Here is a 12,335-nt window from a genome sequence, read left to right on the forward strand (position 1 = left end):
GGGCCGGATCGCGGCTGAACATCCGAGCGTGCCGTACGCCCGAACGGAGCCCGAAACGTGTCCAGTCCCCGCCAGACCCGGCCCGGAGCCGGTCACCCACCCATGCCCGACGGTACCGGCGCCGCGCGCCCCGCCGACGAGCCCCAGGCCGGCGGGAGCGCCGGTCCCGACGAGGCCCGCCCCGCCGGGGAGTCCGCCGGCCTCGACAGCGCCCACCCCGTCGAAGAGCCCCGCACCGCCGGGATCAGCGGCGCCCGCACCGCCGAGGAGTCCCACGCCCCCGAGGCCGAGGACGCCGACGAGGCCGGCCGCGCCGGTACCGCCGGCGCCGTCCACCCCGTCGACGAGTCGCGCCCGCTCGGGCGCATCCTGCTCTTCGGCATCCAGCACGTCCTCGTCATGGCCGCCACGCCCATCTCGGCGATCTTCCTGATGAGCGCCACCCTCGGGCTCAACGCGTCGCTGACCGTCGATCTGCTCTCCGCGGCCTTCGTGCTCTCCGGCGTCGGGTCACTGATCCAGTCGCTCGGCCCCTGGAAGTTCGGGCCGCGGCTGCCGTTCGTGATGCTGCCGGGCGGGGCACCGCTCATCCTGTTCCTCGCGATCGCCGAACAGCACGGCCTGCGCACCGCCGCCGGCGCCGTCATCCTCACGGCGGTCTTCTACTTCGTCGTGCTGCCGGTCTTCTCCCGGCTGCTCGCGTACTTCCCCGCCCTCGTCATCGGCACGATGATCGTCATCGTCGGCGTCAACCTGGTGAAGGTCGGCGCGGTCCTGGTCACCGGCCGTCCCGGCCAGCCCGGTTTCGCCGACCCGGTGAACCTCGGCCTCGGCATGGCGACCATCGGATTCACCGTCGTGTTCTATCTGCTCTTCACCGGCGTCCTGCGGCAACTCGCCGTCATGCTGGGCCTGCTCGCCGGTACCGCTCTGTCCGCCGCGGCCGGCGCGATCGACTTCGGCCGTGCCACCGACGGCGGACTGGTGAACCTGCCGCAGCTGATGCCCTTCGGCTCGCCCGAGTTCAACCTCGTCGCCGCGCTGCCGCTGATGCTCTACAGCCTCGCCTCCATGGCGGAGGCCACAGGTCAGACCGTGATCAACGCAGAAGCCGTCGGCAAGGAGATCGACAAGCGGACCGACGTACCGAAGACCGTCAGAGGCGACGCGCTCACCTCGCTCTTCGGCGGGTTCTTCGGACTGCCGCTCATGGTCACCAGTGGCGAGAACATCGGCATCGTCCGCGTCACCGGCGTCCGCAGCCGCTTCGTCACCGCCGCGGCCGGCGTCGTCCTCATCGGCATCGGGTTCCTCGCGCCCGTCACCCGCGCGATCAGCGTCATCCCGTCCGCCGTCGTCGGCGGCACCGCCATGGTCGTCTTCGCCGTCATCACCGTGCTCGGCATTCAGATGCTCGGCCGCTCCGACCTCGACAAGCACACCAGCACCTTCATCTGCGCCGTCGCCCTCGCGCTCGGGCTGCTGCCCATCCTCGTCCCCGGCGTGTACGGCGGCTTCCCGCCGAACGTCCGGATCCTCCTCGAAAGCGGGGTCGCCGTCGGCGCGTTCGTCGCCGCCGTCCTCAACATCCTCTTCCACCATGTCAGGCCCGGCATCACCGCCCGCCTGGCCACCGCACGCACGGAAAGCGACCGATGAACCAGTCCGACCAACTCCTCGCCGGCCCCGGCCCGCTCCTCCTGGTACCGCGCGCGGTCCTGCTGCCCGAAGGCCCCCTCGACGGCTGGGCCGTCGTGGTCGACGCCGGACGCTTCGAGGCCGTAGGGCCCGCGGACGAGCTCCAGCACAGATATCCGCAGCTGAACGCCGTACGGCTGCCCGGCCGGCTGCTGATGCCCGGCTTCGTCGACGCCCACCACCACCTCACGCAGAGCTTCGGCTCCGCACTGGCCTTCGGGGAACCCTCGGAGATCTTCCGCCGGGTATGGGTGCCGCTGGAGAGCACGCTCGACGAGGAATCCGCCTACACCGCAGCCAAGTTGGCGGCGCTCGAAGCGCTGCGCGGCGGCTTCACCACCGTCGCCGACGCCGGCACCCGCGCCGATGTCGACGTCGACGTGGTCGCCTCGGCGGCGCGCGACGCCGGGATCCGCTGTGTCCTCGGACTCGTCTGCAACGACGCGCAGGACGCGGACGTCGCCGACGACGCGGACCCCGGTGTCCTCAGGAACGCCGAGAAGCACCTCGCGCGTTACGCCGGCGACCCGCTCGTCCACCCCTCGCTCGCCGTCTCCGTCCCCGAGGCGGCCACCGACCGGACCCTGCACGCCACCGCCCGCCTGGCCGCCGAGGCCGGGGCCGTCGTACAGATCCACGTCAACGAACATCTCGCCGGTGTGGAGCGCTCCCTGGTACGGCACGGGCTCCGCCCCCTCGAGCACCTGGACCGAATCGGTGCGCTCGGCCCCCAACTGCTCGCCGCGCACGCCACCCTCCTCACACCGCGCGAACTCACCCTGCTCGCCGACACCGGGACCGCGGTCAGCTACAACCCCGTCGCCAGCGCCTGGAAGGGCAACGCCGTCGCACCCGCCACCGCCATGGCCGAGCGCGGCATCCGCTTCGGGCTCGGCACCGACGGCACCCGCGGCGACGGGTTCCGGCTCGCCGAGGCCGCCGAGTTCGCCCAGCGGCTCGCGTACGGGCTGGTCACCGGCGACTCGTCGTGCGGCGCAGGCTGGACCTGGCTGGAGCACGCCACCCGCGGCGGCGCGGACGCGGTCGGCCTCGGAACCCGCACCGGCACCGTCGCGGAGGGACTGGCGGCCGACTTCCTTCTCGTCGACGTGGACACGCCGGAGCTCGCGCTCTCCTGGGACCTGCCGTGGGAACTGGTCCGGCGCGGCAACCGGGACCAGATCACGGCCGTGTTCGTCGCCGGGCGCCTGCGCGTGTGGCGCGGACTTCCCACCGACTGGGACGGGCCCGCGCTGGTACGGCGGGCGGCCGACCTGGCCCGTGCCACCGTGGGGAGGGCGCCCATCACCCGGGTGCACCCCACCTCCACAGCGGCACGCGAGCTGAGCCGTTCGCGGAGGCCGGGTCCGGCGGGCGAGCGAAGCCCGATGGGCGAGCCGTCAGCCCGGGACGGGATTCCGGCGATCGGGAACCCCTCGGCCCGGGAGCGCCCGGCCCGGGACGGGAGCCCGGCTCAGTGAGTACCGAGACGCTGGCGGTTCTCGCCGTCACGGTGGCCGTCGCCGCGTTCGTCCAGGGCAGCAGTGGGCTCGGGTTCGCCCTGATCGTCGCGCCCGTGGCCGGGATCCTCGATCCCGGCCTGCTCCCGGTCTTCGTCCTCGCGTCGATGATCCCGCTCAACGCGTACGTGGCCTGGCGCGAACGGGCGTCGCTCGACCTCCGCGGCGCGGGCTGGATCACCGGCGCACGGCTCGCGGCCACCCCCGCAGGGCTGGCGCTGCTCTGGCTGGTCCCGGAACGCAGCCTCGGCCTGCTCGTGGGGATCGCCACGGTGCTGGCGGCGGTCGTGAGCCTGGCCGCCCCCGCCTTCACTCCGGGCCGGGCCGCCTATGTCGGTGCCGGTGCGGTGACCGGGCTGACGGAGACCGCGACCGGTGTCGGCGGGCCGCCGCTCGCGCTGGTCTACCAGCACCGGCCGCCGGCCGAACTGCGCTCCACGGTCGCCGTGTGCTTCCTCATAGGCGAAGTGGCCTCGCTCGCCCTGCTGTTCGCGGCGGGCAAGGCGCAGGGCACGGACCTCGGGCAGGCGGCCGCGCTGCTGCCGGCGATCGCCGCCGGTGCGTGGCTGAGCCGCCTGGTGCACCACCGGCTGGACGCGCGCAGGATGCGGCTGTTCGTGCTCGTCTTCGCGCTGGTCTCCGGGCTGGTTCTGATGCTCGGCCTCTGACCGGCGGGCAGGGGGTGCTCCCGGGCCGGTCCCTGCCGTGCGCGGCCCGGGCCGGGGTCAGGCTGTGCGCGGCCGTGGCGGGTCCACGCCGTGTGCGGCCCTGCCGCGTTCATCACGTGCGCGGTTCTGCTGGGCCCCCGCCGTGGGCGGTCCCGGGCCGGTTCTTGCCGTGCGCGGTCCTGGCGGTCGCACGCCGTGCGCGGCCCCCCTGCCGCGTTCACGCCGGGCGTGGGGCCCGCATCGACGACGCCCGCGCGATCACCCGGGGTTCGGGTGACACCGCCACCGCCGCGGTGGCGGTGTCACCGCGCAGCCGTCCCAGCAGCAGTTCCACCGCGTCGGACGCCGCCCGGTCCAGATGCAGGTCGACCGCCGTCAGCGGCGGCTCGCAGGTGCGGGCGCGCAGGCCGTCGTAGCGGGTGACGACCATGACGTCGTCCGGCACGGCACGTCCGCTGTCCCGGATCGCCCGGACCGCGCCCACCGCGAAGGCGTCCACCAGGGCGCAGACCGCGTCCACCTCGGGATGCTCGGCGAGCAGGGCGGCGCACTGCTCGTACCCGGCCTGCTCGCCGCCCGACTCGGGAGCCCTCGCCACGACCGGCGTCCAGCCGCGCTCCTCGGCGACTCGCTCGTACGCGGCGAGCGCGTCCACGGACGAGTGCCGGGAGCCGGAACCGATGATCAGGGCCGGCCGTGCGGCGCCCTGTTCGTGAAGGTGGGTCAGCAGCAGCTCCGCCACACGACCGCCGCGCAGGTCCACGTACGGCGCGTCGTCGTCGGGCGACACCGGCCGGCCGAGCGCCACGTACGGCAGCCCCCGCTCCCGCAGTTGCGCCGCCGCCGCGTCGTCGGCGTCCGGCTCGACGACGATCGCCCCGTCGATGTCGACGGAGTAGAGCGCGGAGCCGGACCGCACCGGCGGTACGAGTACCAGCGCGTAGCCGTGCAGCAGGGCGCTCTCCGCGGCCGCCGCCGCGACCTCCATGTAGAAACCGAGCCGTGACGGGCCGCCCGCCACCGCGAACGGCATCGAGGAGGCGAGCGCGATGGCTTTCGCCTGCCCGCGCCGCAGCCGCTGCGCCCGCAGATTGGGGCGGTAGCCGAGCTCTTGGGCCACCTGCTTGATGCGCTCCCGCGTCCGGGGGTCGACCTTGCCGAGCCCGTTCAGGGCGTGGGAGACCGTCGTGCGCGACACGCCGGCGAGGCGTGCCACGTCGGCGATCGTCGGCGGTCTCGAGCCGGAACCGGAAGTGGGCATCTGCGCTGACGCTCCTCGCATACGGGGACGGGGACACGACCATCTTCGCCGACCTGCCGCACCGTGGTGGCGGCCGGGCCGCCCCGCACAGCGCCGAGAAGGGCGCACAGCGCTTCTGAACCCCCTCATCATGCTTGTTCTTGTTCGGAACGGCGGCCTTATGAACAACTATTGACATGCCTGCGCCGATCCCGCCAGAGTCTTCCCCGCCAGTGATGCCGAATCACGGACCGAGGAGCGTGCCCTCATGCCCGAAATTCCCGCAGTCTCACGCCGATTGCTTCTGGGAGGAGCTGTGGCCACCGGGGCGCTGGCCGCCGGCGCCGGCTTCGCGCAGGCCGCACCCCTCGCCCGGGACACGGCGGCGCCGGCACCGACACCCCGGCGCGGGCCGGGCCAGAAGTCCATGATCGACGTGCCCTACGACGTCCACCGGACCGTCCGCGTCGGCGTGATCGGGCTCGGCAACCGGGGCTCCGGGATGAGCCGGGGCTGGTCCGCCGTCCCCGGCTGCACCGTGACCGCCGTCTGCGACATCCGCGCGGACCGGGCCAGGCGCACCGCCGACCGGCTGGCCGCCGACGGAAAGCCGCGCCCCGCCGAGTACGGCGGCTCCGACGAGTCGTACGCGCAGCTGCTGCGGCGCGACGACATCGACCTCGTCTACATCGCGACGCCCTGGGAGTTCCACTACCACCAGGGCAAGGACGCGCTGCTGGCCGGCAAGCACGTCATCGTGGAACTGCCCGTCGCCACCGAGCTGGACGAGCTGTGGGACCTCGTCGACACCTCCGAGCGCACCCGCCGCCATCTGATGCTCGCGGAGAACTGCTCCTACGGGCGCAACGAGCTGGCGATGCTGAAGATGGCGCACGAGGGCCTGTTCGGCGACGTCACCAACGGCCACGGCGGCTATCTGCACGACCTGCGCGCCCTGCTCTTCTCCGACACGTACTACACCGACGCCTGGCGGCGCCTGTGGCACACCCGCAGCACCGCCTCCTTCTACGCGATGCACGGTCTCGCGCCGGTCGCCGCCGCCATGGACATCAACCGCGGCGACCGTATGACGGTGCTGCGGGCCACCGCGACCGAGCCCAAGGGGCTGGCCGACTACCGCGAGCGGTTCGTCCCGAGGTCCCACCCCTCGTGGAACGAGACCTACATCAACGGCGACCTCGTCACCTGCCTGATCGACACCGCGAAGGGCCGGGTCATCAGGGCCGAGCACGACGTCAGCTCGCCCCGCCCGTACAGCCGGATCAACAGCCTGGCCGGCAGCCGCGGCATCTTCGAGGACTACGCGGGCGTCATGGCGACCGGCGGCGGCCGCATCTACGTCGAGCCCGACCACAGCGGCCACGCGTGGAGGTCGTTCGACGCGTACCGCAAGGAGTTCGACCACTGGCTCTGGAAGAAGATCGGCGACGACGCCGCGAACAACGGCGGCCACGGCGGCATGGACTACGTGCTGCAGTGGCGCACCGTCCAGCTGATGCGGGCCGGACTCGTCCCCGACATCGACGTCTACGACTCCGCCGCCTGGTGCGCGCCGGTGCCGCTGAGCGTCAAGTCCCTCGCGGCGGGCGGCCGTCCCGTCCAGGTCCCCGACTTCACCCGGGGCTCCTGGGTGAATCTGCGCATGGGCCTGGACTCCCGCACCTCCGAGATGCCCCCCGTCGCCTGAGTGCCCCCACCCGCCCCCCGACCGAAGGAGCAGTCAGTGAGACCAGCCGGACTGATCATCTCTCTCAGAGCCATGGCGGTGGCGGCGGCAGCGACGCTGCCAGTCCCCGCGGTCGCCGCCGAACCGGAACCCGTCCCGGCCGCCGCGGCGACCGAGGTGACGATCTCCCCGGTCGACCTGGACGGACCGGCCGTCTCTTCGGTGACGGTGACGGTCAAGAACGCCGGACCCGACCGGATGCGGTCCCTGGAGGTGTCGTTCAAGGGCCCCGCCGGCTGGGCCGTACAGCCGGCGGCGCGCAGCTTCGCCGGTACGTTCGCCGCCGGCGCCACCGCCGCCGCCGAGTTCCGGATCCAGGTGCCGGAGCAGCGGTCCGGATTCACCGTACGGACCTTCACCGCCAGAGCCACTTACCAGGGCGGGGACGGCGCCGGTTCCGCGACGGGCGCCCGCACCCGGACGAGCGGCACCCCGCTGGCGAACCTCGCCGCCGCCTACAACAACGTGGGCGTCACCGACGAGAGCGACACCGCGCCGGGCGACTACGACGGTGACGGCAACAGCTTCTCCGCGCAGAGGCTCGCCGACGTGGGCCTCACGCCGGGTGCCCCGGTGAAGGCACTGGGCGCCGAACTGACCTGGCCCGACGCGGCGCCGGGCACCAAGGGCAACGTGTCCGGCACCGGCCAGGCGATCACCATGACCGGCCAGGGGAGCAAGCTGGTCTTCCTCGGCTCCGGCGTCACCGGCGGAGCGGTGGGCAGCGCCACCGTGTACTACACGGACGGCACCAGCGGCACCGGCTCGTTCGGCTTCCCCAACTGGTCGTTCGACCCCGCGAACGCCCATGGCGCGACCCTGGTCGCCTCGTCCGACGGCCGCAACCGGCCGAACGGGTACGGGAACGCGGGCATCGCGTACCGGATCTTCGCCCACTCGATCCCGCTGGACCCCGCGAAGCAGGTGGAGTTCGTGGTCCTGCCGAGCAACGGGAACATCCACGTCTTCGACATGGCGATCGCTCCCTGACCTGTCCGGGTGTCCCCGCCTCACGGCCGCCGGCGGCCCGTCGCACTCGTGCGGGGGGCCGCCGGCGTCGTCCGCGGTCCGCGCTGACCGTGTCAGACGGCGTGGACCTTGATGCCGGCCTCGGCGAGCCGGGCCGCCATGTCGGCGGACAGCGCCGAGTCGGTCACCAGGACGTCGACGCGGTCCAGCCCGCAGATCCTGGCGAAGGCGCGCCTGCCCATCTTCGACGAGTCGGTGACCACGATGACGCGGCGCGCCCGCTCGGCGAAGAGCCGGCTGATGCTGGCCTCGTCCTCCTGGTGGGTCATCAGGCCCAGCCGGGGGTCGACGCCGTCGACGCCGAGGACGGCGACGTCCAGGACGACCTCGTTCAACACCCCCACGGTCAGGGGGCCGACGAGTTCGTACGTCTGGGGCCGGGCCACACCGCCGGTGACCACGATCTTGATCTGGGGGCGCACGGCGAGCTCGCCCGCGATGTTGAGCGCGTTGGTGACGACGGTGAGCGAGGGGCCGGACGCGTCCGGCGAGTCCCGCCGGCCCGCTCCGGCGCGCAGTGCCAGCGCCCTCGCCACCTCGGTCGTGGTGGTGCCCCCGTTGAGACCCACCACGTCGCCCTCGCCGATGAGCTCGGCGACGGCCGCGGCGATGCGCTGCTTCTCGGAGGCTTGCCGGGAGGACTTGTAGCGCAGGGGCAGTTCGTAGGAGACGCCGTGCGCGACGGCTCCGCCCCGGGTGCGGACCAGCATCTGCTGCTCGGCGAGCTCGTCCAGATCCCGCCGGATGGTCGCGGGCGACACCTCCAGGGCCGTCGCGGCGTCCTCGACGTCCAGCCTGCCCTCGGCGGCCAGCAACTCCAGCAGTCTGCTCCACCGCTCGTGTTTGGACATGTGTCGGACTCCTTCGGGCATCGGTCCCTGCGCTCTCGACACGCTAAGGGACGCGGAGCGAGCAGGTGGAGCGAGGGCATCACGGCAACGTTCGCACAACGCTCCGCCGACGGGACGGGGGCAGGCTGCTCGTAATTGCTCGAAAGGGACGCGTATTGCGCAGCTTCATGCAGATGAGGCATGGTGTCCCTGCCGACAGGCGCGTGTTCGCCTTCACCGAACGCCAGGTGGCGTCCGGGCCCACCGCCGGTTCGGTGCAGTAGACCGGTCCTGGCCCCAGCCGTAGCCGACACCGCCCCGCCCTTCCCCGAAGGAGTACGCCACTGTGTCCGCCCAGACCTCCTCCCGCACCTCGGCCGAGATCGCCACCCAGCCCGCCGTATGGCGGCAGGCCGCCCAGTCGCTGCCCCGGCACACCGCGGCCCTGCCCCGCCGCGGGGAGCGCGTCGCCGTCGTCGGCTGCGGAACCTCCTGGTTCATGGCCCAGTCCTACGCCGCCCTGCGCGAGAGCGGCGGTCACGGCGAGACCGACGCCTTCGCCGCCTCCGAGTTCCCGCACGGCCGCCGCTACGACCGGGTCCTCGCCATCACCAGGTCCGGCACCACCACCGAGGTCCTCGACCTGCTGCACCGGGTGAAGGGCACGGTGCCCACCGGGGCGATCACCGCCGACCCCGCGACCCCCGTCATGCGGGCGGCCGACGCCGTCGCCGTACTGGACTTCGCCGACGAGGAGTCCGTCGTCCAGACCCGGTTCGCCAGCGCCAACCTCGCGCTGCTGCGCGCCCACCTGGAGGCGGAGGACGCCCTGCCCGCCGGCGTACGGACCCTCGACGACGCGATCCGCGACGCCGAACGGGCCGTCGTGGAGCCGCTCGACGCCGCCGTGTGCGGTGCCGAGCAGTTCACCTTCCTCGGTACCGGCTGGACCCACGGCCTGGCACTGGAGGCCGGGCTGAAGATGCGGGAGGCCGCCGGCGCCTGGACCGAGGCGTACCCGGCGATGGAGTACAGGCACGGCCCGATCAGCATCACCGGTCCCGGTCGCGTCGTCTGGGCGTTCGGCCCGCTCCCGCACGGCCTGGCGGACGACGTCGCACGCGTCGGCGGATCCCTCGTCGCCGACTCCACCGGCAGCGGCACCGGCCCGGACCTCGACCCGCTCGCCGACCTCGTCCGCGCCCAGCGGCTCGCGGTCCTCATCGCCGTGTCGCGCGGCCAGGACCCCGACCGGCCCCGCAACCTCACCCGGTCCGTCGTCCTGGAGAACAGCCGTGCCTGACGAGGGCCCTTGTCGCCGCCTTCGTACCGCCGCATTCGTGGAGGAAGCCCATGCCGCTCACGCCCACTGACGACATCGTCCGCTCCGCGACGCGGGACGGCGTGGGCGTCGGCGCGTTCAACGTGGTGCAGCTCGAACACGCCGAGGCCATCGTCCGCGGCGCGGAGGCCGCCGGACGGCCGGTGATCCTGCAGATCAGCGAGAACACCGTCCGCTACCACGGCTCGCTGGCGCCGATCGGGCTCGCGGCGCTCGCCGTCGCCCGCGCGTCGAGCGCCCCCGTCGCCGTCCACCTGGACCACGCCCAGTCCGCGGACCTGGTGCACGACGCCGTCGAACTCGGCTTCACCTCCGTGATGTTCGACGCCTCCAGCCTTCCGTACGCGACGAACGTGGCCCGGACCCGGGAGATCGCGGCGCGCTGCCACGCCGAGCAGGTATGGGTCGAGGCGGAACTCGGCGAGGTCGGGGGCAAGGACGGTGCGCACGCCCCCGGCGTACGCACCGATCCCGGAGAGGCGCGCGACTTCGTCGCCGCCACCGCCGTCGACGCTCTCGCGGTCGCCGTGGGCAGCTCGCACGCCATGCTCACCCGCGACGCCGTCCTCGACTTCGAGCTGATCACCCGGCTGCGGGACGCCGTGAGCGTGCCGCTCGTCCTGCACGGCTCCTCCGGCGTCGGGGACCCGGGCCTCACCAAGGCCGTCGAGGCCGGCATGACCAAGGTGAACATCGCCACCCAGCTGAACAAGGTGTTCACCCGGGCCGCCCGCGACTTCCTCGAAGCCCGTCCCGAGTCCGTCGACCCCCGCAAGTACCTCGGCCCCGCCCGCGACGCCGTCGCCACGGAGGTGGCCCGACTGCTGCGCGTACTGGACGGCGGGCGCGGCCAGGGAGCGGGTCAGTGAGGGAAAAGGGGGAGGGGCAGTGCGGGCCAGGGGGAGGAGCGGCCGGTCAGGGCAGCGGAGTCCCGCCCGTCGCGTTGACGATCTCGGCCGTGATGTAGCTCGCCTGCGGTGACGCGAGGAAGACATAGGCGGGCGCCATCTCCGCGGGCTGCGCGGGCCGGCCGAGCGGCGACTGCTTGCCGAACTCGGCGGTGTCCGGCATGGTCGCGGGAATCAGCGGTGTCCATACGGGCCCGGGCGCCACGGCGTTGACGCGGATCCCGTCCGACGCGACCATCTGCGCCAGCCCCTGGGTGAAGGTGACGATCGCGCCCTTCGTCATGGCGTAGTCGAGCAGATGCGGGCTGGCCTTGTAGGCCTGTACGGACGTGGAGTTGATGATGCAGCCGCCCCGGCGCATGTGCGGCAGCGACATCTTCGACAGCCAGAACATGCCGTACAGATTCGTGCGCATGACCCGGTCGAACTGCTCCGTGGTGATCGCGCTGATCCCGTCCGGCTGCGACATCTGGTAGGCCGCGTTGTTGACCAGGATGTCGATGTGTCCGAACTCGGTCACGGCCCGGTCGACCACCTGCCGGCACTGCTCCTCCTCCCGGATGTCGCAGGCCACGGCGACCGCCTTGCGGCCCGCTTCCTCGACCAGCGCGCGCGTGCGCGCCGCTTCCTTCTCCTCCTCCGGGAGATGCGTGAACAGCACGTCGGCGCCCTCGCGTGCGAAGGCCAGCGCGACCGCACGGCCGATGCCCGAGTCGCCGCCCGTCAGCACCGCCTTGAGGTCGCGGAGGAGACCGCTGCCCCGGTAGCTCTCCTCGCCGTGGTCGGGTGGCGGGTCCATCGGCCCGGTCCAGCCCGGGTGCTGCTGCTCCTGCTGGGGGAAATCCGGCTGCGGGTGCTTCGACACCGGGTTCCTGGCCTCGTCGTTCTGCTCGGGCACGATCGACTCCTCCTCGCTGCGCGTCCCTGCGTCCATGGGCGTCTCCGCCTACCCTCCGGTGCCCGGGAAATGCCCGCAAACGGGGCGGAGGGGGTGGACGGGGAGCCGTCGATCACCGGCAGGGGTTCGCCACAGCCTCCGGGTGTCACTGCGTCGCTGCGTCACTGCGTCGCGGCGGGCGGCTTCGGCCGGACGCCCCGGCCGCCGCGCGACGGCCCTCCGGTACCGGCTTCCGCGCGGCGTGCCGCCCCCGTGCGCCGCTCGTCGGGAACAGCCGCTCCTCGTAGCGGTCCAGCACGACCACCAGTCCCAGGAGCAGCGCCGGGAGCAGCAGAGCGGCCAGCAGAGCGACGGCGCCCGCCGCGCCCGGTATCACGGCTCCGGCTCCGTCCCGGGCAGTGGACACGCCTCCGGCAGGAATCTCGCCGCGTGTCCGGCCCGGCCTTCGGCGCGCA

At 73.0% G+C, this 12,335-nt stretch carries 11 protein-coding genes; 7 read left to right on the forward strand and 4 right to left on the reverse strand.

What is annotated here, in order from left to right:
- Positions 1-102 precede the first annotated feature (102 nt).
- The 3 genes from ACFYOP_RS24885 to ACFYOP_RS24895 are packed head-to-tail and all read left to right on the forward strand — an operon-like array spanning position 103 to position 3,886.
- The gene (locus tag ACFYOP_RS24885) at positions 103-1,659 is read left to right on the forward strand and encodes a uracil-xanthine permease family protein (RefSeq protein WP_356893542.1); all 1,557 of its coding nucleotides are present in this window, start codon (positions 103-105) and stop codon (positions 1,657-1,659) included.
- On the forward strand, positions 1,656-3,179 hold the full coding sequence (locus tag ACFYOP_RS24890) for an amidohydrolase family protein (protein WP_356893540.1): 1,524 nt from the start codon (positions 1,656-1,658) through the stop codon (positions 3,177-3,179). Before ACFYOP_RS24885 ends, ACFYOP_RS24890 begins: the two co-directional genes overlap by 4 nt.
- Positions 3,176-3,886 carry a sulfite exporter TauE/SafE family protein gene (locus ACFYOP_RS24895; protein ID WP_356893538.1) on the forward strand — a complete coding sequence of 237 codons (711 nt, stop codon included), beginning with the start codon at positions 3,176-3,178 and terminating at the stop codon, positions 3,884-3,886. The genes ACFYOP_RS24890 and ACFYOP_RS24895 overlap by 4 nt, the downstream gene beginning before the upstream one ends.
- Before the next feature lie 217 nt (positions 3,887-4,103).
- Here ACFYOP_RS24895 and ACFYOP_RS24900 read toward each other — a convergent pair whose 3' ends face one another.
- Complete coding sequence (locus ACFYOP_RS24900) at positions 4,104-5,147, reverse strand: substrate-binding domain-containing protein (protein ID WP_356893536.1); 1,044 nt, start codon at positions 5,145-5,147, stop codon at positions 4,104-4,106.
- Positions 5,148-5,394: 247 nt separating this feature from the next.
- On the opposite strand from ACFYOP_RS24900, the gene ACFYOP_RS24905 reads away from it, so the two are divergent.
- Both ACFYOP_RS24905 and ACFYOP_RS24910 read left to right on the forward strand, forming a co-directional pair.
- The gene (locus ACFYOP_RS24905) at positions 5,395-6,834 is read left to right on the forward strand and encodes a Gfo/Idh/MocA family oxidoreductase (protein WP_356893534.1); all 1,440 of its coding nucleotides are present in this window, start codon (positions 5,395-5,397) and stop codon (positions 6,832-6,834) included.
- A 36-nt stretch (positions 6,835-6,870) separates the two neighbouring features.
- Complete coding sequence (locus ACFYOP_RS24910) at positions 6,871-7,863, forward strand: NEW3 domain-containing protein (protein WP_356893532.1); 993 nt, start codon at positions 6,871-6,873, stop codon at positions 7,861-7,863.
- A gap of 92 nt (positions 7,864-7,955) precedes the next feature.
- On the opposite strand, the gene ACFYOP_RS24915 is transcribed toward ACFYOP_RS24910, so the two are convergent.
- On the reverse strand, positions 7,956-8,753 hold the full coding sequence (locus ACFYOP_RS24915) for a DeoR/GlpR family DNA-binding transcription regulator (RefSeq protein ID WP_356893530.1): 798 nt from the start codon (positions 8,751-8,753) through the stop codon (positions 7,956-7,958).
- A gap of 325 nt (positions 8,754-9,078) precedes the next feature.
- Here ACFYOP_RS24915 and ACFYOP_RS24920 point away from each other — a divergent pair, with 325 nt between their 5' ends.
- Together ACFYOP_RS24920 and ACFYOP_RS24925 are read left to right on the forward strand one after the other, a co-directional pair.
- Positions 9,079-10,035, forward strand: a complete 957-nt coding sequence (locus ACFYOP_RS24920) for an SIS domain-containing protein (RefSeq protein ID WP_356893528.1) — start codon at positions 9,079-9,081, stop codon at positions 10,033-10,035.
- Between the two features lie 50 nt (positions 10,036-10,085).
- Complete coding sequence (locus ACFYOP_RS24925) at positions 10,086-10,943, forward strand: class II fructose-bisphosphate aldolase (protein ID WP_356893526.1); 858 nt, start codon at positions 10,086-10,088, stop codon at positions 10,941-10,943.
- Between the two features lie 46 nt (positions 10,944-10,989).
- Here the strand turns inward: ACFYOP_RS24925 and ACFYOP_RS24930 are convergent, their stop codons facing one another.
- On the reverse strand, positions 10,990-11,916 hold the full coding sequence (locus tag ACFYOP_RS24930; RefSeq protein ID WP_356893524.1) for an SDR family oxidoreductase: 927 nt from the start codon (positions 11,914-11,916) through the stop codon (positions 10,990-10,992).
- A 109-nt stretch (positions 11,917-12,025) separates the two neighbouring features.
- Entirely contained in the window at positions 12,026-12,286 is a 261-nt protein-coding gene (locus ACFYOP_RS24935; protein WP_356893522.1) for a hypothetical protein, read from the reverse strand.
- Positions 12,287-12,335: the final 49 nt, after the last annotated feature.

This window comes from Streptomyces sp. NPDC006294 (assembly GCF_042870895.1).
In the GTDB taxonomy this organism is placed as follows: domain Bacteria; phylum Actinomycetota; class Actinomycetes; order Streptomycetales; family Streptomycetaceae; genus Streptomyces.

What these genes read in the sequence shown, in the direction of transcription:
- ACFYOP_RS24885 (WP_356893542.1), top strand. Translation starts at nt 103, where the DNA reads ATGCCCGACGGTACCGGCGCCGCGCGCCCCGCCGACGAGCCCCAGGCC.
- ACFYOP_RS24890 (WP_356893540.1), top strand. Translation starts at nt 1,656, where the DNA reads ATGAACCAGTCCGACCAACTCCTCGCCGGCCCCGGCCCGCTCCTCCTG.
- ACFYOP_RS24900 (WP_356893536.1), bottom strand. Translation starts at nt 5,147, where the DNA reads ATGCCCACTTCCGGTTCCGGCTCGAGACCGCCGACGATCGCCGACGTG.
- ACFYOP_RS24905 (WP_356893534.1), top strand. Translation starts at nt 5,395, where the DNA reads ATGCCCGAAATTCCCGCAGTCTCACGCCGATTGCTTCTGGGAGGAGCT.
- ACFYOP_RS24915 (WP_356893530.1), bottom strand. Translation starts at nt 8,753, where the DNA reads ATGTCCAAACACGAGCGGTGGAGCAGACTGCTGGAGTTGCTGGCCGCC.
- ACFYOP_RS24925 (WP_356893526.1), top strand. Translation starts at nt 10,086, where the DNA reads ATGCCGCTCACGCCCACTGACGACATCGTCCGCTCCGCGACGCGGGAC.
- ACFYOP_RS24930 (WP_356893524.1), bottom strand. Translation starts at nt 11,916, where the DNA reads ATGGACGCAGGGACGCGCAGCGAGGAGGAGTCGATCGTGCCCGAGCAG.